This is a genomic window from Streptomyces sp. E-08, assembly GCF_049913095.1.
Classification (GTDB): Bacteria; Actinomycetota; Actinomycetes; order Streptomycetales; family Streptomycetaceae; genus Streptomyces.
On the sequence record NZ_CP183971.1, the window covers coordinates 4,969,338 to 4,989,689 of the forward strand.

17 protein-coding genes and 1 pseudogene are annotated in these 20,352 nt (G+C 70.0%); 17 read left to right on the forward strand and 1 reads right to left on the reverse strand.

Annotated features, from left to right (window positions below):
• Positions 1 to 212 precede the first annotated feature (212 nt).
• The 16 genes and pseudogenes from ACN9MM_RS22960 to ACN9MM_RS23035 all read left to right on the forward strand — a co-directional run.
• Positions 213 to 572: an NADH-quinone oxidoreductase subunit A gene (locus ACN9MM_RS22960; RefSeq protein ID WP_019888619.1), complete on the forward strand. Its 360-nt coding sequence runs from the start codon at positions 213 to 215 to the stop codon at positions 570 to 572.
• A gap of 17 nt (positions 573 to 589) precedes the next feature.
• On the forward strand, positions 590 to 1,144 hold the full coding sequence (locus tag ACN9MM_RS22965) for a NuoB/complex I 20 kDa subunit family protein (RefSeq protein WP_030318842.1): 555 nt from the start codon (positions 590 to 592) through the stop codon (positions 1,142 to 1,144).
• Entirely contained in the window at positions 1,141 to 1,872 is a 732-nt protein-coding gene (locus tag ACN9MM_RS22970) for an NADH-quinone oxidoreductase subunit C (RefSeq protein ID WP_426365436.1), read from the forward strand. Before ACN9MM_RS22965 ends, ACN9MM_RS22970 begins: the two co-directional genes overlap by 4 nt.
• Positions 1,869 to 3,191 carry an NADH-quinone oxidoreductase subunit D gene (locus ACN9MM_RS22975; RefSeq protein ID WP_426365437.1) on the forward strand — a complete coding sequence of 441 codons (1,323 nt, stop codon included), beginning with the start codon at positions 1,869 to 1,871 and terminating at the stop codon, positions 3,189 to 3,191. Before ACN9MM_RS22970 ends, ACN9MM_RS22975 begins: the two co-directional genes overlap by 4 nt.
• Entirely contained in the window at positions 3,188 to 3,928 is a 741-nt protein-coding gene (gene nuoE, locus ACN9MM_RS22980) for an NADH-quinone oxidoreductase subunit NuoE (protein ID WP_426365438.1), read from the forward strand. The genes ACN9MM_RS22975 and nuoE overlap by 4 nt, the downstream gene beginning before the upstream one ends.
• On the forward strand, positions 3,925 to 5,277 hold the full coding sequence (gene nuoF, locus ACN9MM_RS22985; protein WP_426365439.1) for an NADH-quinone oxidoreductase subunit NuoF: 1,353 nt from the start codon (positions 3,925 to 3,927) through the stop codon (positions 5,275 to 5,277). Before nuoE ends, nuoF begins: the two co-directional genes overlap by 4 nt.
• Positions 5,274 to 7,757 (forward strand): NADH-quinone oxidoreductase subunit G, encoded by a 2,484-nt coding sequence (locus ACN9MM_RS22990; RefSeq protein ID WP_426365441.1) that lies wholly within the window; start codon positions 5,274 to 5,276, stop codon positions 7,755 to 7,757. The genes nuoF and ACN9MM_RS22990 overlap by 4 nt, the downstream gene beginning before the upstream one ends.
• Complete coding sequence (gene nuoH, locus ACN9MM_RS22995; RefSeq protein ID WP_426365442.1) at positions 7,754 to 9,115, forward strand: NADH-quinone oxidoreductase subunit NuoH; 1,362 nt, start codon at positions 7,754 to 7,756, stop codon at positions 9,113 to 9,115. Before ACN9MM_RS22990 ends, nuoH begins: the two co-directional genes overlap by 4 nt.
• Positions 9,090 to 9,686, forward strand: coding sequence for an NADH-quinone oxidoreductase subunit NuoI (nuoI, locus tag ACN9MM_RS23000; protein WP_426365443.1), 597 nt, complete (start codon positions 9,090 to 9,092; stop codon positions 9,684 to 9,686). The genes nuoH and nuoI overlap by 26 nt, the downstream gene beginning before the upstream one ends.
• Positions 9,683 to 10,510: an NADH-quinone oxidoreductase subunit J gene (locus ACN9MM_RS23005; protein WP_426365444.1), complete on the forward strand. Its 828-nt coding sequence runs from the start codon at positions 9,683 to 9,685 to the stop codon at positions 10,508 to 10,510. The genes nuoI and ACN9MM_RS23005 overlap by 4 nt, the downstream gene beginning before the upstream one ends.
• The gene (nuoK, locus tag ACN9MM_RS23010) at positions 10,507 to 10,806 is read left to right on the forward strand and encodes an NADH-quinone oxidoreductase subunit NuoK (protein ID WP_017239464.1); all 300 of its coding nucleotides are present in this window, start codon (positions 10,507 to 10,509) and stop codon (positions 10,804 to 10,806) included. The genes ACN9MM_RS23005 and nuoK overlap by 4 nt, the downstream gene beginning before the upstream one ends.
• 10 nt (positions 10,807 to 10,816) lie before the next feature.
• Positions 10,817 to 12,709 carry an NADH-quinone oxidoreductase subunit L gene (gene nuoL, locus ACN9MM_RS23015; RefSeq protein ID WP_426365445.1) on the forward strand — a complete coding sequence of 631 codons (1,893 nt, stop codon included), beginning with the start codon at positions 10,817 to 10,819 and terminating at the stop codon, positions 12,707 to 12,709.
• Positions 12,710 to 12,714: 5 nt separating this feature from the next.
• Positions 12,715 to 14,313: an NADH-quinone oxidoreductase subunit M gene (locus tag ACN9MM_RS23020; RefSeq protein WP_426365446.1), complete on the forward strand. Its 1,599-nt coding sequence runs from the start codon at positions 12,715 to 12,717 to the stop codon at positions 14,311 to 14,313.
• Positions 14,310 to 15,959 (forward strand): NADH-quinone oxidoreductase subunit NuoN, encoded by a 1,650-nt coding sequence (gene nuoN, locus ACN9MM_RS23025; RefSeq protein WP_426365447.1) that lies wholly within the window; start codon positions 14,310 to 14,312, stop codon positions 15,957 to 15,959. The genes ACN9MM_RS23020 and nuoN overlap by 4 nt, the downstream gene beginning before the upstream one ends.
• 163 nt (positions 15,960 to 16,122) lie before the next feature.
• Positions 16,123 to 17,130 (forward strand): RNA-guided endonuclease InsQ/TnpB family protein, encoded by a 1,008-nt coding sequence (locus tag ACN9MM_RS23030; RefSeq protein WP_426365449.1) that lies wholly within the window; start codon positions 16,123 to 16,125, stop codon positions 17,128 to 17,130.
• Positions 17,131 to 17,196: 66 nt separating this feature from the next.
• Positions 17,197 to 17,463: pseudogene (locus ACN9MM_RS23035) on the forward strand (carbohydrate-binding protein); the annotation flags it as partial.
• Between the two features lie 3 nt (positions 17,464 to 17,466).
• Here ACN9MM_RS23035 and fahA read toward each other — a convergent pair.
• A complete protein-coding gene (fahA, locus tag ACN9MM_RS23040) occupies positions 17,467 to 18,693 on the reverse strand; it encodes a fumarylacetoacetase (protein WP_426365451.1) in 1,227 nt (408 codons plus the stop codon).
• A 291-nt stretch (positions 18,694 to 18,984) separates the two neighbouring features.
• On the opposite strand from fahA, the gene ACN9MM_RS23045 reads away from it, so the two are divergent.
• On the forward strand, positions 18,985 to 20,322 hold the full coding sequence (locus ACN9MM_RS23045) for a peptidase (protein ID WP_426365452.1): 1,338 nt from the start codon (positions 18,985 to 18,987) through the stop codon (positions 20,320 to 20,322).
• Positions 20,323 to 20,352: the final 30 nt, after the last annotated feature.

A 20,352-nucleotide genomic window follows, 5' to 3' on the forward strand; every position in this document is an offset into this window, starting at 1 on the left:
CGCGCAACAAGATCACCGCTCATCCGACTTCATGATCCTTCGTCAGGTGGTGGAGATCACAAAGTCCTTGGTGTACCCCGTGTCGCAGATCACAGAGGGGCGGGCATAGGATGCGGGGCAGCCGGGCTTGTGAACTGCCTCACATGGGGGCGATCTTTCACGGCCCGGCGGTGCGGTCCAACGGTCAAGGACGACTGGAAGGAGCGAGGAGCGTGAATGCGTACGCGCCCGTCCTCGTGCTCGGTGCCCTGGGTGCGGGGTTTGCGATCTTCTCCGTGGTCATGGCCACGCTTATCGGGCCAAAGCGGTACAACAGGGCAAAGCTTGAGGCGTACGAGTGCGGTATCGAACCGACGCCCACTCCCGCCGGAGGCGGCCGCTTCCCGATCAAGTACTACCTGACGGCGATGCTCTTCATCGTCTTCGACATCGAGATCGTCTTCCTCTACCCCTGGGCCGTCACCTTCGACGCCCTGGGGCTTTTCGGGCTCGTGGAGATGCTGCTCTTCGTGCTCACCGTCTTCGTCGCCTACGCGTACGTGTGGCGACGCGGCGGCCTGGAATGGGACTGAGGGGCTGAGGGGCACCTATGGGACTCGAAGAGAAACTCCCGAGCGGCTTTCTGCTGACGACGGTCGAACAGGCCGCGGGCTGGGTGCGCAAGGCGTCCGTGTTCCCCGCGACCTTCGGCCTCGCCTGCTGCGCCATCGAGATGATGACCACCGGAGCCGGCCGGTACGACCTGGCCCGCTTCGGCATGGAGGTCTTCCGCGGCTCGCCGCGCCAGGCCGACCTGATGATCGTGGCCGGCCGGGTCAGCCAGAAGATGGCGCCCGTCCTGAGGCAGGTCTACGACCAGATGCCCAACCCCAAGTGGGTCATCTCCATGGGTGTCTGCGCCTCCTCGGGCGGCATGTTCAACAACTACGCGATCGTGCAGGGCGTCGACCACATCGTGCCGGTCGACATCTACCTGCCCGGTTGCCCGCCGCGTCCGGAGATGCTCCTGGACGCGATCCTCAAGCTCCACCAGAAGATCCAGTCCTCCAAGCTCGGCGTGAACGCCGAGGAGGCGGCCCGTGAGGCGGAGGAGGCGGCACTCAAGGCGCTGCCGACCATCGAGTTGAAGGGTCTGCTCCGGTGAGTGACGAGACACCCAACCCCGAGAAGGAGCTGAGCGGGCAGAACCTGCCCGGCCAGCGCGGGGACCACGGCGAGGAGGTCCGCGTCCAGCGCGGCATGTTCGGCGCCGACAAGGGCGGCGACACCTCCGGCTACGGCGGCCTGGTCCGCTCGATCCGGCTCCCCGGCCCGGCCGCCCGCCCGTACGGCGGCTGGTTCGACGAGGTCGCCGACGAGCTCGAGGGCGCGCTGGAGGAGCAGGGGCTCCTCCCCGAGAACGCCATCGAGAAGACGGTCGTCGACCGCGGCGAGCTCACCTTCCACATCGAGCGCGAGCACCTCGTCCGCGTGGCCCGCACCCTGCGCGACGACCCGGCGCTCCGCTTCGAGCTCTGTACCGGCGTCTCCGGCGTCCACTACCCCGGCGACAAGGGCCGCGAGCTGCACGCCGTCTACCACCTGCGCTCGCTGACCCACGGCCGGCTGATCCGCCTGGAGGTCTCGGCCCCGGACAGCGAGCCGCGCATCCCGTCGCTCGTCGCCGTCTACCCGACGAACGACTGGCACGAGCGCGAGACGTACGACTTCTTCGGCATCGTCTTCGACGGCCACCCCGCCCTCACCCGGATCATGATGCCGGACGACTGGCAGGGCCACCCGCAGCGCAAGGACTACCCCCTCGGCGGCATCGCCGTCGAGTACAAGGGCGCCCAGATCCCGGCTCCGGACCAGCGGAGGTCGTACTCGTGAGCAATTCCCACGCGTCTCCGCGCGAGACGACAGAAGGCGCCGTCTACACGGTGACCGGCGGCGACTGGGAAGAGGTCGTCCAGTCCGCCGCGAAGGCCGACGACGAGCGCATCATCGTCAACATGGGGCCCCAGCACCCGTCCACCCACGGCGTGCTCCGCCTCATCCTGGAGATCGACGGCGAGACCGTCACCGAGGCCCGCTGCGGCATCGGCTACCTCCACACCGGCATCGAGAAGAACCTCGAGTTCCGGACCTGGACGCAGGGCACCACCTTCGTCACGCGCATGGACTACCTCACCTCGTTCTACAACGAGACGGCGTACTGCCTCGGCGTGGAGAAGCTCCTCGGCATCACCGAGCAGATCCCGGACCGCGCCAGCGTCATCCGCGTCCTGCTCATGGAGCTCAACCGGCTCTCCTCGCACCTGGTGTGCATCGCCACCGGAGGCATGGAGCTCGGCGCCACCACGATCATGATCTACGGCTTCCGGGACCGCGAGATGATCCTGGACCTGTACGAGCTGATCACCGGCCTGCGCATGAACCACGCGTTCATCCGCCCCGGCGGCCTCGCCCAGGACCTCCCGCCCGGCGCCGTCGACGCCGTGCGCGAGTTCGTGAAGACCATGAAGAAGAACCTGCCGGAGTACGACAAGCTCGCCACCGGCAACCCCATCTTCAAGGCCCGCATGCAGGACGTCGGCTACCTCGACCTCACCGGCTGCATGGCCCTCGGCGCCACCGGACCGATCCTCCGGTCGGCGGGCCTCCCGCACGACCTGCGGAAGACCGACCCGTACTGCGGCTACGAGAACTACGACTTCGAGGTCCCGACCGCCGACTCCTGCGACTCCTACGGACGCTTCCTCGTCCGCCTGGAGGAGATGCGCCAGTCCCTCCGGATCGTCGAGCAGTGCCTCGACCGCCTGGAGCCCGGCGACGTCATGGTCGGCGACAAGAAGATCGCCTGGCCGGCGCAGCTCGCCCTCGGCACCGACGGCCTGGGCAACTCCACCGACCACATCGCGAAGATCATGGGCACCTCCATGGAGGCCCTGATCCACCACTTCAAGCTGGTCACCGAGGGCTTCCGGGTCCCCGCCGGGCAGGCCTACGCGGCCGTCGAGTCGCCCAAGGGCGAGCTCGGCGTCCACGTCGTCTCCGACGGCGGCACCCGCCCCTACCGGGTCCACTTCCGCGACCCGTCCTTCACCAACCTCCAGGCCATGGCCGCGATGTGCGAGGGCGGCCAGGTCGCCGACGTCATCGTCGCCGTCGCCTCCATCGACCCCGTGATGGGAGGCGTCGACCGATGACCGACCAGGTCAGCCTGGGCATGCCCCAGCTCCCCGCCCCCGCGTACCCGGCGGACGTCCGCGCCCGCCTGGAGGAGGACGCGAGGGAGATCATCGCCCGCTACCCGGACTCCCGCTCCGCGCTCCTGCCGATGCTGCACCTCGTGCAGTCGGAGGAGGGCCACGTGACCCGTACGGGCATGCGGTTCTGCGCCGAACTCCTCGGCCTGACCACCGCCGAGGTCACCGCCGTCGCCACCTTCTACACGATGTACCGCCGCAAGCCCTCCGGCGACTACCAGGTCGGCGTCTGCACCAACACGCTCTGCGCGGTCATGGGCGGCGACGCCATCTTCGAGGAGCTCAAGCAGCACCTGGGCGTCGGCAACGACGAGACGACCGACGACGGCAAGATCACCCTTGAGCACATCGAGTGCAACGCGGCCTGCGACTTCGCGCCCGTCGTGATGGTCAACTGGGAGTTCTTCGACAACCAGACGCCCGAGTCCGCCAAGAAGATGGTCGACGACCTGCGGGCCGGACGCACCGTCGAACCCACCCGCGGCGCCCCGCTGTGCACCTTCAAGGAGACCGCCCGCATCCTCGCCGGCTTCCCCGACGAGCGCCCCGGCGCCGTCGAGGCCACCGGCGGCGCGGGCCCCGCCTCCCTCGTCGGCCTGCGACTGGCCAAGGGCGAGACCCCGAACCACCGAATCGTCCACCCGCGCGGTGAGGCAGCCAGTCAGGAGGGGGAGTGATGACCTTGGCCGCCGAGATCAACAACAGCAGCCCCGAGAAGCTGCTCGCACCCGTCCTCTCCGCCTTCTGGGACCAGCCCGACTCCTGGACCCTGGAGACCTACGAACGGCACGAGGGCTACCAGGGCCTCAAGCGGGCCCTCGCGATGAGCCCCGACGACCTCATCGCGTACGTCAAGGAATCCGGCCTCCGCGGACGCGGCGGCGCCGGCTTCCCCACCGGCATGAAGTGGCAGTTCATCCCGCAGGGCGACGGCAAGCCGCACTACCTCGTCGTCAACGCCGACGAGTCCGAGCCCGGCACCTGCAAGGACATCCCCCTCCTCTTCGCCAACCCGCACTCCCTCATCGAGGGAATGATCATCGCCTGCTACGCGATCCGCTCCGAGCACGCGTTCATCTACCTGCGCGGCGAGGTCGTCCCCGTCCTGCGCCGCCTCCACGAGGCCGTCCGAGAGGCCTACGCGGCCGGCTACCTCGGCCGGAACATCCTGGGCAGCGGTCTGAACCTCGAACTCACCGTGCACGCCGGCGCCGGCGCGTACATCTGCGGCGAGGAGACCGCACTGCTCGACTCGCTCGAAGGGCGACGCGGCCAGCCCCGGCTGCGCCCCCCCTTCCCCGCGGTCGCCGGTCTGTACGCCTGCCCCACCGTGGTGAACAACGTCGAGTCCATCGCCTCGGTTCCCGCGATCCTGAACAAGGGCAAGGACTGGTTCACGTCGATGGGAAGCGAGAAGTCCCCCGGCTTCACGCTGTACTCGCTCAGCGGGCACGTCGCCTCGCCCGGCCAGTACGAGGCCCCCCTCGGCATCACCCTGCGCCAGCTCCTCGACATGAGCGGCGGCATGCGCCCCGGGCACCGGCTCAAGTTCTGGACGCCCGGCGGGTCCTCCACCCCCATGTTCACCGACGAGCACCTCGACGTGCCCCTCGACTACGAGGGCGTCGGCGCCGCCGGATCGATGCTCGGCACCAAGGCGCTCCAGTGCTTCGACGAGACCACCTGCGTCGTCCGGGCCGTCACCCGCTGGACCGAGTTCTACGCCCACGAGTCCTGCGGCAAGTGCACACCCTGCCGCGAGGGCACGTACTGGCTCGTCCAGCTGCTCCGTGACATCGAGGCCGGCAAGGGCAAGCTGTCCGACCTCGACAAGCTCAACGACATCGCCGACAACATCAACGGCAAGTCGTTCTGCGCCCTCGGCGACGGGGCCGCCTCGCCGATCTTCTCCTCGCTGAAGTACTTCCGCGCGGAGTACGAGCAGCACATCACGGGCAAGGGCTGCCCCTTCGACCCGGCCAAGTCGACCGCCTGGGCGGACAACCACAAGGAGGTGACCGCATGACCGTCATCGCGTCCACCCCCAGCGGCGGCGGCAGCGCGCCGGTACCGCCCGAGGATCTCGTCACGCTGACCATCGACGGCGCCGAGATCTCCGTCCCCAAGGGGACGCTGGTCATCCGCGCCGCCGAACAGCTCGGCATCGAGATCCCGCGCTTCTGCGACCACCCGCTCCTCGACCCCGCCGGCGCCTGCCGCCAGTGCATCGTCGAGGTCGAGGGCCAGCGCAAGCCCATGGCCTCCTGCACCATCACCTGCACCGACGGCATGGTGGTGAAGTCGCAGCTGACCAGCCCCGTCGCCGAGAAGGCCCAGCACGGTGTGATGGAGCTGCTGCTCGTCAACCACCCGCTGGACTGCCCCGTCTGCGACAAGGGCGGCGAGTGCCCCCTGCAGAACCAGGCGATGTCCCACGGACAGGCCGAGTCCCGCTTCGAGGGCGTCAAGCGGACGTACGAGAAGCCCGTCCCGATCTCCACCCAGGTGCTGCTCGACCGCGAGCGGTGCGTCCTGTGCGCCCGCTGCACCCGCTTCTCCAACCAGGTCGCGGGCGACCCCATGATCGAGCTCATCGAGCGCGGCGCGCTCCAGCAGGTCGGCACCGGCGAGGGCGACCCCTTCGAGTCGTACTTCTCCGGCAACACCATCCAGATCTGCCCCGTCGGCGCCCTCACCTCGGCCGCCTACCGCTTCCGCTCCCGCCCCTTCGACCTGGTGTCCTCGCCGTCCGTCTGCGAACAGTGCGCCGGCGGCTGCGCCACCCGCACCGACCACCGGCGCGGCAAGGTCATGCGGCGGCTCGCCGCCGACGACCCCGAGGTCAACGAGGAGTGGATCTGCGACAAGGGCCGCTTCGGCTTCCGGTACGCCCAGCAGCGCGACCGGCTCACCACCCCGCTCGTCCGGAACCAGGACACCGGTGAGCTGGAGCCCGCCTCCTGGCCCGAGGCGCTGGAGGCCGCCGCCCGCGGACTCGTCCGCGGCCGCACCGGCGTCCTGACCGGCGGCAGGCTGACCGTCGAGGACTCCTACGCGTACGCCAAGTTCGCCCGGATCGCCCTCGACACCAACGACATCGACTTCCGGGCCCGGATCCACTCCGGCGAGGAGGCCGACTTCCTGGCCTCCGCCGTCGCCGGCCGGGGACGCGACCTGGACGGGTCGGGTGTCACGTACACCTCCCTGGAGGCCGCCCCGGCGGTCCTCCTCGTCGGCCTGGAGTCCGAGGAGGAGGCCCCCGGCGTCTTCCTGCGGCTCCGCAAGGCCTGGCGCAAGCACGGCCAGAAGACGTACGCCGTCGCCCCGTTCGCGACCCGCGGCCTGGAGAAGACGGGCGGCACCCTGCTGCCCGCCGCCCCCGGCACCGAGACCGAGTGGCTCGACGCCCTCACCTCCCGGGTCGGCCTCTCCGAGGACGGCGCCGCCGCGGCCGAGGCCCTCCGCCAGGAGGGCGCCGTCCTCGCCGTCGGCGAGCGGCTCGCGGGCGTGCCCGGCGCGCTCACCGCCGCCCTGCGCGCCTCCGCCGCCACCGGCGCCCGCCTCGTGTGGATCCCGCGCCGCTCCGGCGAGCGCGGCGCCGTCGAGGCCGGCGCGCTCCCGGCGCTCCTGCCCGGCGGCCGGCCCGCGACCGACCCGCGCGCGCGTGAGGAGGTCGCGGCCGCCTGGGGCGTCCGTGAACTCCCGCACCGCTACGGCCGCGACACCGGCCAGATCGTCGAGGCCGCCGCCGGCGGCGAACTCGGCGCGCTGCTCGTCGCCGGCGTCGAGGTCGCGGACCTGCCCGACCCGGCACGCGCGCGTGAGGCCCTCGACGCGGCCTTCGTGGTCTCCCTGGAGCTGCGGCCCGGCGAGGTCACCGAGCGCGCCGACGTGGTCCTGCCCGTCGCGGCGGTCGCCGAGAAGCCCGGCACCTTCCTCAACTGGGAGGGCAGGGCCCGGCTGTTCGAGGCAGCGCTCAAGCCCGAGCAGATGACCCGGCCCCTCGCGCCGAGCGACGCCCGCGTGCTCCACATGCTGGCCGACGCCCTCGACGTCCACCTCGCGCTGCCCGACCTGCGGTCCGTGCGACGGGAGCTGGACCGGCTCGGCGGCTGGACCGAGGAGCGGGCCTCCGAGCCCACCGGGCACGCCGTGCCCGCGCCCCGGCCCGGCGACGGCGAGGCCGTCCTCGCCGGACACCGTCTCCTCCTCGACCTCGGCAGGCTCCAGGAGGGCGACACCGCGCTGGCCGGCACCCGGCACGCGGCGGTCGCCCGGCTCTCCGCCGCCACCGCCGCCGACACGGGAGTCAAGGACGGCGACGTCCTGGAGGTTACCGGCCCCGCGGGCTCCGTCACCTTCCCGCTCCAGGTCACCGAGATGCCCGACCGCGTCGTCTGGCTCCCGCTGAACTCGGCCGGCCGAGGCGTCCTCTCCGACACCGGCGCCCACCCCGGCGACCTGGTCCGCATCGGCCCGGCGACCCCGCAGGAGGTGCAGGCATGACCACGCCGCTCGCCGCCGAAGACCTGTCCATGTTCGGTACGGACCCCTGGTGGCTCGTGCTGATCAAGGCCGTCTTCTGCTTCGCCTTCCTGATGGTCACCGTGCTGTTCTCCATCGTGTGGGAGCGCAAGGTCGTCGCCTGGATGCAGCTGCGCATCGGCCCCAACCGGCACGGCCCCTGGGGCATGCTCCAGTCCCTCGCGGACGGCATCAAGCTGATGCTCAAGGAGGACGTGATCGTCAAGAAGGCCGACAAGGTCGTCTACGTCCTCGCCCCGATCATCGCCGCGATCCCCGCGTTCATGGCGATCGCCGTGATCCCCTTCGGCCCGGCCGGCAACGAGGTCTCGATCTTCGGTCACCGGACCGCGATGCAGCTCACCGACCTGCCGATCGCGATGCTGTACGTCCTCGCGGTCGCCTCCGTCGGCATCTACGGCATCGTCCTCGCCGGCTGGTCCTCGGGCTCGACGTACCCGCTGCTCGGCGGCCTCCGGTCCTGCGCGCAGATGATCTCGTACGAGATCGCGATGGGCGCGGCCTTCGCCTCGGTCTTCCTCTACTCCGGGTCGATGTCGACCTCGAAGATCGTCGAGGCGCAGGCCGACCGCTGGTTCGTGATCCTGCTGCCGGTCTCGTTCATCATCTACATCGTCACGATGGTCGGCGAGACCAACCGCGCCCCCTTCGACATGCCGGAGTCCGAGGGCGACCTCGTCGGCGGCTTCAACACCGAGTACTCGTCCATCAAGTTCGCGATGTTCATGCTCGCCGAGTACGTGAACATGGTGACGGTCTCGGCCGTGTCGGTGACGCTCTTCCTGGGCGGCTGGCGGGCCCCGTACCCGGTCTCCACCTTCTGGGAGGGCGCGAACCACGGCTGGTGGCCGATGCTCTGGTTCGTCATCAAGGTGCAGCTGCTGCTGTTCTTCTTCATCTGGCTCCGCGGCACCCTGCCCCGCGTCCGCTACGACCAGCTGATGAAGCTCGGCTGGAAGGTCCTCATCCCGGTCGCCGTGGTCTGGCTGATGCTGGTCGCGACCGTCCGCGCGCTGCGGAACGAGAACATCGCCTTCTCCAACATCGTGCTGTACGTGGCCGGTGCCGTCCTCGCGCTGCTGCTGCTGTCCTTCCTGGTCGACCTGTTCCGCGACCGGAAGACGAAGGCGGCCGGGGCGGCAGCCGTGGAGGAGACCTCCTTCGACCCGATGGCCGGCGGCTTCCCCGTACCGCCCAAGCCCGGACAGTCCCTGCCGGCCGTGCCCCGGCGCAGGCCCCGGCACGACCGGGACCTCGTTGTCAGTGGCGCCCCCGATACTGCTACTGCGAGTGATGGAAAGGAGACGGACGGTGTCTGATTTCCAGAATCCGGTGGCCGGCTTCGGCGTGACCTTCAAGGCCATGTTCAAGAAGCGGCTGACCGAGCAGTACCCGGAGCAGCAGAAGACGACGGCGCCCCGCTTCCACGGCCGGCACCAGCTCAACCGTCACCCCGACGGTCTGGAGAAGTGCGTCGGCTGCGAGCTGTGCGCCTGGGCCTGTCCCGCCGACGCCATCTACGTCGAGGGCGCGGACAACACGGACGAGGAGCGCTACTCGCCGGGCGAGCGGTACGGCCGCGTCTACCAGATCAACTACGCCCGCTGCATCCTCTGCGGACTGTGCATCGAGGCGTGCCCCACGCGCGCGCTGACGATGACCAACGAGTTCGAACTGGCCGACTCCTCCCGCGAGAACCTGATCTACACCAAGGAGCAGCTTCTCGCGGGCCTGGAGGAGACCATGGTCGACTCGCCGCACGCGATCTTCCCGGGCATGACCGAGCAGGACTACTACCGGGGCCTGGTCACCGAGGCCGCGCCCGGCACGGTCCGTCAGGTCGCCGCGTCCAAGGGGGAGAAGGGCGAGCCGGAGGGGGCGGACGCATGAGCGCGAACCTCGCGGCGTACGCGACCTCGTCCGGCGAGGCCTTCCAGTTCTGGGTCCTCGGCACCGTCGCCGTCGTCGGCGCGCTGTCGACCATCCTCATGAGGAAGGCCGTGCACTCGGCGCTCAGCCTCGCCGGGACCATGATCGTCCTGGCGGTCTTCTACCTCGCCAACGGCGCGTACTTCCTCGGCATCGTCCAGATCGTCGTCTACACCGGCGCGATCATGATGCTGTTCCTCTTCGTCGTCATGCTGGTCGGTGTCACCGCCGCGGACTCGCTGAAGGAGACCATCAAGGGACAGCGCTGGTGGGCCGTCGCCTGCGGCCTCGGCTTCGGCATCCTGCTGGCCGCCGGCATCGGCAACGCCTCGCTGACGGAGTTCGCCGGACTCGGCGCGGCCAACAGCGCGCACGGCGGGAACGTCGAGGGGCTCGCCGCCCTCATCTTCACCAAGTACGTCTTCGCGTTCGAGATCACCGGCGCGCTGCTGATCACGGCGGCCGTCGGCGCGATGGTGCTCACGCACCGCGAGCGCACCGAGCGGGCCCGCACCCAGCGCGAGCTCTCGGAGCAGCGCGTGCGCGAGGGCACGCACGTGCCGCCTCTGCCCGCGCCCGGCGTCTACGCCCGGCACAACGCCGTGGACATCGCCGGTCTCCTGCCCGACGGCACCCCCGCGGAGCTCACCGTCATGCAGACCCTGCGCAAGCGGGGCCAGATCCGGGACGTGTCCACCGAGGCGATGGCCGACCTCAAGGCCCTGGAGCAGCGCTCCGAGGAGCGGCTCGGCCGGGACCGGGACGAAGAGGAGGCCACCCGGTGAATCCCGTCAACTACCTGTACCTCGCCGCCCTGCTGTTCACCATCGGTGCGGCCGGGGTGCTGATCCGGCGCAACGCGATCGTCGTCTTCATGTGCGTCGAGCTCATGCTCAACGCCTGCAACCTCGCGTTCGTCACGTTCTCCCGCATGCACGGCAACCTCGACGGCCAGATCATCGCGTTCTTCACGATGGTCGTCGCCGCCGCGGAGGTCGTCGTCGGGCTCGCGATCATCGTGTCCGTCTTCCGTGCCCGCCACTCGGCCTCGGTCGACGACGCCAGCCTGATGAAGCTGTGAGGGGCTGACCGTGGAAAATCTCATTGCGCTGCTCATCGGGGCGCCCCTGCTCGGCGCGGCGGTGCTGCTCCTCGGCGGGCGACGGCTCGACCGGTACGGCCACTGGATCGGCACGCTCCTCGCGGGCGTGTCGTTCGCGATCGGTCTGGCGCTCTTCGCCGGCATGCTCGGCAAGAGCGCGGACGACCGGGCCCTGTACCAGACGCTCTACACCTGGATCCCCGTCGAGGGCTTCCAGGCGGACATGGCCTTCCAGCTCGACCAGCTGTCGATGACCTTCGTCCTGCTGATCACCGGGGTCGGCACGCTCATCCACGTCTACTCCATCGGTTACATGGAGCACGACGAGCGCCGCCGCCGGTTCTTCGGCTATCTCAACCTGTTCGTCGCGGCGATGCTCCTGCTCGTCCTCGCCGACAACTACCTGCTGCTGTACTTCGGCTGGGAGGGCGTCGGCCTCGCCTCGTACCTCCTGATCGGCTTCTGGCAGCACAAGCCCACCGCGGCCACCGCCGCGAAGAAGGCCTTCCTGGTCAACCGGGTCGGCGACATGGGCCTCTCGATCGCCATCATGATCATGTTCACCACCTTCGGCACCTTCACCTTCGGGCCGGTGCTCGCGGCGACCGACCAGGCCTCCGAGGGCAAGCTGACCGCGATCGGCCTGATGCTGCTCCTCGCCGCCTGCGGCAAGTCGGCCCAGGTGCCGCTGCAGTCCTGGCTCGGGGACGCGATGGAGGGCCCGACCCCGGTCTCGGCCCTCATCCACGCGGCCACGATGGTGACCGCCGGTGTCTATCTGATCGTCCGCTCCGCCGACATCTTCAACGCGGCGCCGGACGCGCAGCTCGTCGTCACCGTCGTCGGCGCGGTCACGCTCCTCTTCGGTGCGATCGTCGGTTGCGCGAAGGACGACATCAAGAAGGCGCTCGCCGGTTCGACGATGTCGCAGATCGGCTACATGATCCTGGCGGCCGGCCTCGGCCCCATCGGCTACGTCTTCGCGATCATGCACCTGGTGACGCACGGCTTCTTCAAGGCCGGGCTCTTCCTCGGCGCCGGATCCGTCATGCACGGCATGAACGACGAGGTCGACATGCGGAAGTACGGCGGCCTGCGGAAGTACATGCCGGTCACCTTCGTCACCTTCGGCCTCGGCTACCTCGCGATCATCGGCTTCCCGGGCCTGTCCGGCTTCTTCTCCAAGGACAAGATCATCGAGGCGGCCTTCGCCAAGGGCGGCACCGAGGGCTGGATCCTCGGCGCGGTCACCCTGCTCGGCGCGGCCATCACCGCGTACTACATGACCCGCGTGATGCTGATGACCTTCTTCGGCGAGAAGCGCTGGCAGCCCGACGAGAACGGCGAGCCGCCGCACCCGCACGAGTCGCCCAGGTCCATGGTGATCCCGATGGTGCTGCTGGCCGTCGGCTCGGTCGCCGCGGGCGCGCTCTTCGAGTTCGCCGGGTTCGTCGAGTGGCTGGAGCCGGTCACCGGCTTCGAGCACGGCCACTCGCCGATCAGCGCCGCCGCCGTCACCGCCGCCACCGTCGTCGTCATGGTGATCGGCGTCGCCCTCGCGTACGTCCAGTACGGCCGCAAGCCCGTCCCGGTGGTCGCCCCGCGCGGCTCGCTCCTCACCCGGGCCGCCCGCCGCGACCTGCTCCAGGACGACTTCAACCACGCCGTCTTCGTCACCGGCGGCACGCACCTGACGCGCTCGCTGGTCTACGTCGACCACAGCCTGGTCGACGGCGTCGTCAACGGCACCGCGGCCGCGGTCGGCGGACTCTCCGGCCGGCTGCGCAAGCTCCAGAACGGCTACGTCCGCTCGTACGCGGTCTCCATGTTCGGAGGTACGGCGGTGCTGATCGCCGCGACCCTGCTGATGAGGGCGGTGTGACTCCCATGTCCCAAGTGGTCAACGCGGGCTTCCCGCTCCTCACTGCGACGGCAGCGGTTCCGGCGGTCGGTGCGATCCTCACCGCCGCCGTCCCCGCCGCCCGCCGCACCGCCGCCAAATGGCTGGCGCTGCTCGTCTCGCTCGCCACGCTCGTCCTGGCCGGGGTGGTCTGGGCCCGGTTCGAGCCCGGCGGCGACCGCTACCAGCTGGTCGAATCCCACTCCTGGATCAAGGACTTCGGCGTCCGGTACGAGCTCGGGGTCGACGGCATCGGGGTGGCGCTCATCGCGCTCACCGCGCTGCTGATCCCGTTCGTCGTCCTGGCCGGCTGGCACGACGCCGACCCGCTGGAGACCTCCTCGAAGAGATGGCGGCCGACGCAGGGCTTCTTCGCCCTGATCCTCATGGTCGAGGCGATGGTGATCCTCTCCTTCGAGGCCACCGACGTCTTCCTCTTCTACATCCTGTTCGAAGCCATGCTCATCCCGATGTACTTCCTCATCGGCGGCTTCGGCGACCGCGCCCACAGCGGCTCCGACGAGAACGCGGCGGCCCAGCGCTCGTACGCGGCGGTCAAGTTCCTGCTCTACAACCTCGTCGGCGGCCTGATCATGCTGGCCGCCGTCATCGGGCTCTACGTGGTCGCGGGGAACTTCTCGCTCACCGAGATCGCCGAGGCCCGCGCCAACGGCTCCCTGGAGATGGCGACCAGCACCGAGCGCTGGCTGTTCCTCGGCTTCTTCTTCGCCTTCGCGGTGAAGGCCCCGCTCTGGCCGCTGCACACCTGGCTGCCGAACGCGATGGGGGAGGCCACCGCCCCGGTCGCCGTCCTCATCACCGCCGTCGTCGACAAGGTCGGCACCTTCGCGATGCTCCGCTTCTGCCTCGGCCTCTTCCCCGAGGCGAGCAAGTGGGCCACCCCCGCGATCGTCGTCCTCGCCCTCATCAGCATCGTGTACGGGGCGCTGCTCGCGGTCGGCCAGCGGGACATCAAGCGCCTGGTCGCCTACGCGTCGATCTCGCACTTCGGCTTCATCATCCTGGGCATCTTCGCGATGACCACCCAGGGCCAGTCCGGTGCCACGCTCTACATGGTCAACCACGGCATCTCGACGGCCGCGCTGATGCTCGTCGCCGGTTTCCTGATCTCCCGGCGCGGCTCGCGGCTCATCGCCGACTACGGCGGTGTGCAGAAGGTCGCCCCGGTGCTCGCAGGCACCTTCCTGATCGGCGGTCTCGCGACCCTTTCGCTGCCCGGACTCGCCCCGTTCGTCAGCGAGTTCCTGGTCCTGGTCGGCACGTACGCCCGGTACCCGGTGGCCGGGATCATCGCCACCACCGGCATCGTCCTCGCCGCGCTCTACACCCTCGTCCTGTACCAGCGGACGATGACCGGGCCGGTGAAGGAGGAGGTGCGGGCGCTGCCCGACCTGAAGGCGCGCGAACTGGCCGTGGTCGTGCCGCTGATCGCCGTCCTGATCTTCCTCGGGGTCTTCCCGAAGCCGCTGACGGACGTGGTCAACCCGGCCGTGGAGCACACCATGTCCGACGTCCAGCAGAAGGACCCCCAGCCCCAGATTCAGAACGTGGAGGCGGCCAAGTGAGTTCCATGGCTGTCCACAGCTTGTGGACGACAGCTGCCGAGCCGCTGGACAAGATCCCGGCGCCCCACATCGAGTACACGCAGCTCTCGCCCGTGCTCATCGTGCTCGGCGCCGCGATCGTCAGCGTCCTCGTCGAGGCCTTCGTGCCCCGCAAGGGCCGCTACTACAGCCAGGTCTTCCTCACCGTCGCGGCGCTCGCCGCCGCCTTCGCCGCCATCGTGGGCCTGGCGGCGGGCGGCTACGGCTCCACCAAGGCCCACATCGCGGCCATGGGCGCCATCGCCGTCGACGGGCCCGCCCTCTTCCTCCAGGGCACCATTCTCCTCGCCTCCCTGGTGGCGATCTTCACCTTCGCCGAGCGCAGGCTCGACCCGGCCGACCACGGCCACAAGGTCGACTCCTTCGCCGCCGAGGCCGCCGCCGTCCCCGGCAGCGACCAGGAGAAGGCCGCCGTCAAGGCCGGGTTCACCACCACCGAGGTGTTCCCGCTCGCGCTCTTCGCGATCGCCGGCATGCTGGTCTTCCCGGCCGCCAACGACCTCCTGACGCTCTTCGTCGCCCTGGAGGTCTTCTCCCTCCCGCTGTACCTGCTCTGCGCCGTCGCCCGCCGCAAGCGGCTGATGTCGCAGGAGGCGGCCGTCAAGTACTTCCTGCTCGGCGCCTTCTCCTCGGCCTTCCTGCTCTTCGGGATCGCCCTGCTCTACGGCTACGCGGGCTCCGTCTCGTACGCCACCATCGCCCGCGTCGTCGACGGCTCGATCGGCTCCGTCGACCCCGCGCTCGCCGACACCATGGGCAACGACGCACTGCTGCTCATCGGCTTCGCGATGGTCCTCATGGGGCTCCTCTTCAAGATCGGCGCCGTGCCGTTCCACATGTGGACCCCGGACGTCTACCAGGGCGCCCCCACCCCGGTCACCGGCTTCATGGCCGCCGCCACCAAGGTCGCCGCCTTCGGCGCGCTGCTCCGCCTGCTGTACGTGGTGCTCCCCGGGCTCACCTGGGACTGGCGGCCGGTCATGTGGGGCGTCGCCATCGTCACCATGCTCGGCGGTGCGATCGTCGCCATCACCCAGACCGACATCAAGCGCCTCCTGGCGTACTCGTCGATCGCGCACGCGGGCTTCCTGCTCGCGGGCGTCATCGCCGCGACGCCGAGCGGCATCTCGTCCGTCCTCTTCTACCTGGGGGCGTACTCCTTCGTCACGATCGGCGCCTTCGCCGTCGTCACCCTGGTCCGGGACGCGGGCGGCGAGGCCACCCACCTGTCCAAGTGGGCCGGTCTCGGGCGCCGTTCGCCGCTCGTGGCGGCGGTCTTCGCGGTCTTCCTGCTCGCCTTCGCCGGCATCCCGCTGACCTCCGGATTCTCCGGGAAGTTCGCGGTCTTCAAGGCGGCGGCGGACGGCGGCGCGGGCGCCCTCGTCGTGGTCGGTGTGATCTCCTCGGCGATCGCCGCGTTCTTCTACATCCGGGTCATCGTGCTCATGTTCTTCAGCGAGCCGAAGGCGGACGGCCCCACGGTCGCCGTGCCCTCGGCCCTGACGGGCATCACGATCGCGGCGGGCGTCGCGGTCACCGTGGTCCTCGGCCTCGCCCCCCAGTACTTCCTGGACCTGGCGAACCAGGCGAGCGTGTTCGTCCGCTAGCGGACATCGCGCGCGAAGGGGCCCGGCTCGGGGGCGAGCCGGGCCCCTTCGCGATCCTGACAGGGCCTGCGGCGCCTGACATGTGGACGACCGAACGTACGGTGACAGCTCGCAAGAATGTTTCGGTATCGGGTCGCGGGTCGAAGGTCGTACGGTGCTCGATATGCAGCTTCGGTACGGGCAGTCGCTCAGGGACTTGGACGCCGCGTACCGGAACTTCTTCGATGGACTCAAGGGTAAACGTCCCAAGATGGGACCGCCCCGGTACAAGTCACGGAAGGACCGGCGGCAGGCTGTGCGGTTCACCGCCAACGCCGGATGGAGGGTCACGACCAACGGGAAGCTGCGCCTTCCCAAGATCGGCGATGTAGCGGTGCGGTGGTCCCGCACCCTGCCCTCGGTCCCGTCCACGGTGACGGTGATCAAGGATGCGGCGGGAAGGTTCTTCGCCTCGTTCGTCGTCGAGACCGATCCAGCCCCGCTGCCCGAGGCTGCGTCCGTGGTCGGCATCGACCTGGGTCTGGGCCATTTCGCGGTCCTCTCGGACGGTACGAAGATCGACGCTCCCCGACTTCTGCGCCGGGCGGAGAAGAAGCTCAAGAAGGCCCAGAGGAACCTGAGCCGCAAGGCGAAGGGGTCGAACAACCGGGACAAGGCTCGGATCAAGGTCGCCCGCGCTCACGCGCGGGTGGCCGACGCGCGGCGTGAGTTCCACCATCAGCTCTCCACGAAGGTCATCCGCGAGAACCAAGCGGTGGCGGTGGAGGATCTGGCGGTGAGGGGGCTCGCGCGGACGCGCCTGGCCAAGTCCGTGCACGACGCGGGCTGGGCCGCGTTCGTGGCGATGCTGGAGTACAAGGCCGCCCTGTACGGCCGGACCTTCATCAGGATCGGCCGGTTCGAGCCCACCAGCCAGGTCTGCTGCGTGTGCGGCGCCAAGGACGGCCCCAAGCCGCTGCACATTCGCGTTTGGCAGTGCCAGGGCTGCGGAGCGCTCGTGGACCGGGACATCAATGCGGCGGTCAACATCGCCAGGGCCGCTGGACTGGCGGTGTCAGCCTGTGGAGCGCAGGTAAGACCGGTACTTGTACCGGCGCAGCGCGAAGAAGCAGGAACCCGCCCGAAGCCGCGCCCGACATCGGCACTGCGGACGGGAAGCGCCGTCGGCTAGCTCGGCGCGGATGTCAAGAGATCGTGCACGTCGTTCCACGTCATGCACAGGCGCGCCCGGTGCACGCTGCTGATGACCGTCCGCGACGGCGGCGGCGGGCGGGAGGCCGCCTTCGACTTCGTGCTCGACGTACCGCAGGACCCCGGCCCGACGCCGACACCCACGGCCACGGCGACGACCGCCCCGCCCGGCGGCACCTGGACCGCCGGACGGACGTACGGGGCGGGGGACGCCGTCACCTACGGCGGCCGGGGCTATGTGTGCCTCCAGGCGCACACGGCCCAGGCCGGCTGGGAGCCGCCGAACGTCCCCGCCCTCTGGCGGGCCGTCTGAGGCTCAGGCCGAGGGGACGATCCGGCCGCGGACCTCGCCGAGGGTGACGCGGGTGCCGTCCGGGCCCGGGGCCCAGGCCGTGAGGACGACCTCGTCGCCGTCCTCCAGGAACGTCCGCTTGCCGCCCGGCAGGTCGAGGGCGTCGCGGCCGTTCCAGGTGAGCTCCAGGAGCGAGCCGCGCTGGTTCACCTCGGGGCCGGAGACCGTGCCGGAGCCGTACAGGTCGCCCGTGCGGAGCGAGGCGCCGTTCACCGTCATGTGGGCGAGCTGCTGGGCCGCCGTCCAGTACATCGAGGAGAACGGCGGCTCGGCCACCACCTCACCGTTGATCTCCACCGAGATCCGCAGGTCGAAGCCGCCCGGCTCCTCCTCCGCCGCGTCGTCCAGGTACGGCAGGAGGGGGAAGTCCCGGGCGGGCGGGGCCGTGCGGGCCGCGTCCAGGGCCTCCAGGGGCGTCACCCACGCCGACACCGAGGTCTGGAAGGACTTGCCGAGGAACGGGCCCAGCGGCACGTACTCCCAGGCCTGCACGTCCCGCGCCGACCAGTCGTTGAGCAGAGTCAGACCGAAGACGTGCTCCCGGAAGTCCGCCAGCGGGACCGGCTTCCCGAGCTCCGACGGCGTGCCGACCAGGAAGCCGACCTCCGCCTCGATGTCCAGCTTGACCGAGGGGCCGAAGACCGGGGCCGGGTCCGACGGGGCCTTGCGCTGCCCCGAGGGGCGCACGACATCGGTGCCGGAGACCACGACCGTGCCCGCGCGACCGTGGTAACCGATCGGCAGGTGCTTCCAGTTGGGGGTCAGCGCGTCGCCGTCGGGGCGGAAGATCTTCCCCACGTTCGTCGCGTGGTGCTCGCTCGCGTAGAAGTCGACGTAGTCCGCGACCTCGTACGGCAGGTGCAGCGTCACCGCGTCCAGGGGGTGCAGCAGCGGCTCGATGTCCGCGCGGTGCGCGGGCACCGTCACCCAGGCCGTCAGGGCCCGGCGGACGTCGCGCCAGGCGGTCCGCCCGGCCGCGAGCAGCGGGTTCAGGCTCGGCTGCGCGAGCAGTGCCGCGTACGGGGAGCCGAGCGCGTGCGCCGCGGCACCCGCGTCCAGGACGTGCCCGCCGATGCGGACGCCGAGCCGGCGCCGCCCGGGCTCGTCGGCGGTGGAGAAGACGCCGTACGGGAGGTTGTGCGGGCCGAAGGGATCGCCTTCGGCCAGGTCGAGCGGGCTGTGCTCGGACATCGGTGCGTGCCTCGCTTTCCACGTGTGTGGGGGACACGTTACGGGTCCGGCCGCCGGGCGCGGATGACATGGATCACACAGAAAGTGCGGCCTCCGTGGGCAACTGCCCGGGTATGCGGGGTTTATGTCGCGGGAGCGTCCAGAACACCCCTGCGAGCTGCGGAAACAGGGCTGCCGCAGGTGCCTTTCCGGCCATACGATCACCGTGGTGTCGCGCCGCGTGAAGTAGCCGCGGGCGCGCGCCCACCACTTTCTTCGCAGTCTTTCTCTGACCAGGAAAAGGTCCACAACGTGAAGATCCGCCGCATCCTGGCGACCGCAGTGGCCGCAGCCGTGACCACCCCGGTCGTGTTCCTCTCGGCCGCCCCGGCGTTCGCCGACACCAAGCCGACGTCCTCGCCGTCGCAGAAGCCCGCGTCCCACGAGGACGACCCCGAGGACGACATGCCGTCCCTGGAGGAGCTGAAGGCCGCCGTCGCCCTGGCGCAGAAGGAGTACGACGAGGCCGTCGTCGACCTCGACAAGGCCATGGCCGACCTGAAGGCCCTCGACAAGGACGACCATCCGCTGAAGGCCGCTGTCCTCGACGCGCAGAAGGCCGCCGACGCGGCCGCCGCCGCGAAGACCGCCGCCGACGAGGCGCTCGCCAAGGCCGAGAAGGCCGTGACGGACCTTCCCGAGACCGCCACGGACGAGGAGAAGAAGGCCGCCGCCGACGCCGTCACCGCCGCGAAGAAGACCGCGGACGAGGCCGTCGCCGCCAAGACCGCCGCCGACGAGAAGCTGAAGAAGGCGAGCGCCGCGCTCTCCGACGCGAGCGTCGCCGCCTCCAAGGTCGTCGGCCTCGCCCAGAAGGTGAAGAAGGCCGCCGCCGAGAAGCTCGACGAGGCCAAGGAAGAGCTCGCCTTCTTCGAGGAGATCGGGGAGGAGTGCACGGAGGACTCCGCGGTCAAGGTCGCGCTGACCGGCCCGAAGACGCTCACCGCCGGAAAGCCCACCGTCTTCTCGCTGCGCGTCACCAACGCCTCCGACCATGCCCTGGACGTCGTCAACGTCTTCGCGAACGCCATGCGGCAGCCCGCGGCCGGCGAGGAGATCGACGAGGAGACGGACTTCACCAAGCTCGTCATCCCCGTCGAGTGGTCCTCCCCCGACGTCCTGGAGTGGACGTCGTTCACCGAGAAGTTCGACTCCATCGAGGTCGGCAAGCTCGCCAAGGGCGCCAGCTACGACGTGAAGCTCCGCCTCACGGTCGACGCCAAGGCCGCCGCCGGCAAGGGCACGGTCTTCGCGTACGGCGAGTACGAGAACAACGACGGCAGCTGCGGCATCGGCGACGACTTCGCGAACCTGACCTTCGACATCCTCGCCGCCGACAAGGGCCACAAGCCGGAGCCGAAGCCGTCGGAGACGACCGCGACGCCGACCCCGGCGCCGACCGCCACCACCGGTGGCAACACCAACACCACCCAGCAGGGCGGCTCGTCGAACACCTCCACGAACGGCACCCTCGCCGCCACCGGAGCGAACGACACCCTGCCGCTCGGCTACGCCGCCGCCGGGGCCGTCGCCCTGGGCGCCGGTGCGCTGGTCGTCGCCCGCCGCCGCAAGGCCGGCGCGCAGGCGTAACCCCTGACCGGTCCCCCGTACGGCGTGAGT

What these genes read in the sequence shown, in the direction of transcription:
- ACN9MM_RS23005 (WP_426365444.1), top strand. Translation starts at nt 9,683, where the DNA reads ATGAGCGCGAACCTCGCGGCGTACGCGACCTCGTCCGGCGAGGCCTTC.
- nuoH (WP_426365442.1), top strand. Translation starts at nt 7,754, where the DNA reads ATGACCACGCCGCTCGCCGCCGAAGACCTGTCCATGTTCGGTACGGAC.
- ACN9MM_RS23020 (WP_426365446.1), top strand. Translation starts at nt 12,715, where the DNA reads ATGTCCCAAGTGGTCAACGCGGGCTTCCCGCTCCTCACTGCGACGGCA.
- ACN9MM_RS22990 (WP_426365441.1), top strand. Translation starts at nt 5,274, where the DNA reads ATGACCGTCATCGCGTCCACCCCCAGCGGCGGCGGCAGCGCGCCGGTA.
- ACN9MM_RS22965 (WP_030318842.1), top strand. Translation starts at nt 590, where the DNA reads ATGGGACTCGAAGAGAAACTCCCGAGCGGCTTTCTGCTGACGACGGTC.
- fahA (WP_426365451.1), bottom strand. Translation starts at nt 18,693, where the DNA reads ATGTCCGAGCACAGCCCGCTCGACCTGGCCGAAGGCGATCCCTTCGGC.
- nuoI (WP_426365443.1), top strand. Translation starts at nt 9,090, where the DNA reads ATGGAAAGGAGACGGACGGTGTCTGATTTCCAGAATCCGGTGGCCGGC.
- nuoE (WP_426365438.1), top strand. Translation starts at nt 3,188, where the DNA reads ATGACCGACCAGGTCAGCCTGGGCATGCCCCAGCTCCCCGCCCCCGCG.
- ACN9MM_RS23030 (WP_426365449.1), top strand. Translation starts at nt 16,123, where the DNA reads ATGCAGCTTCGGTACGGGCAGTCGCTCAGGGACTTGGACGCCGCGTAC.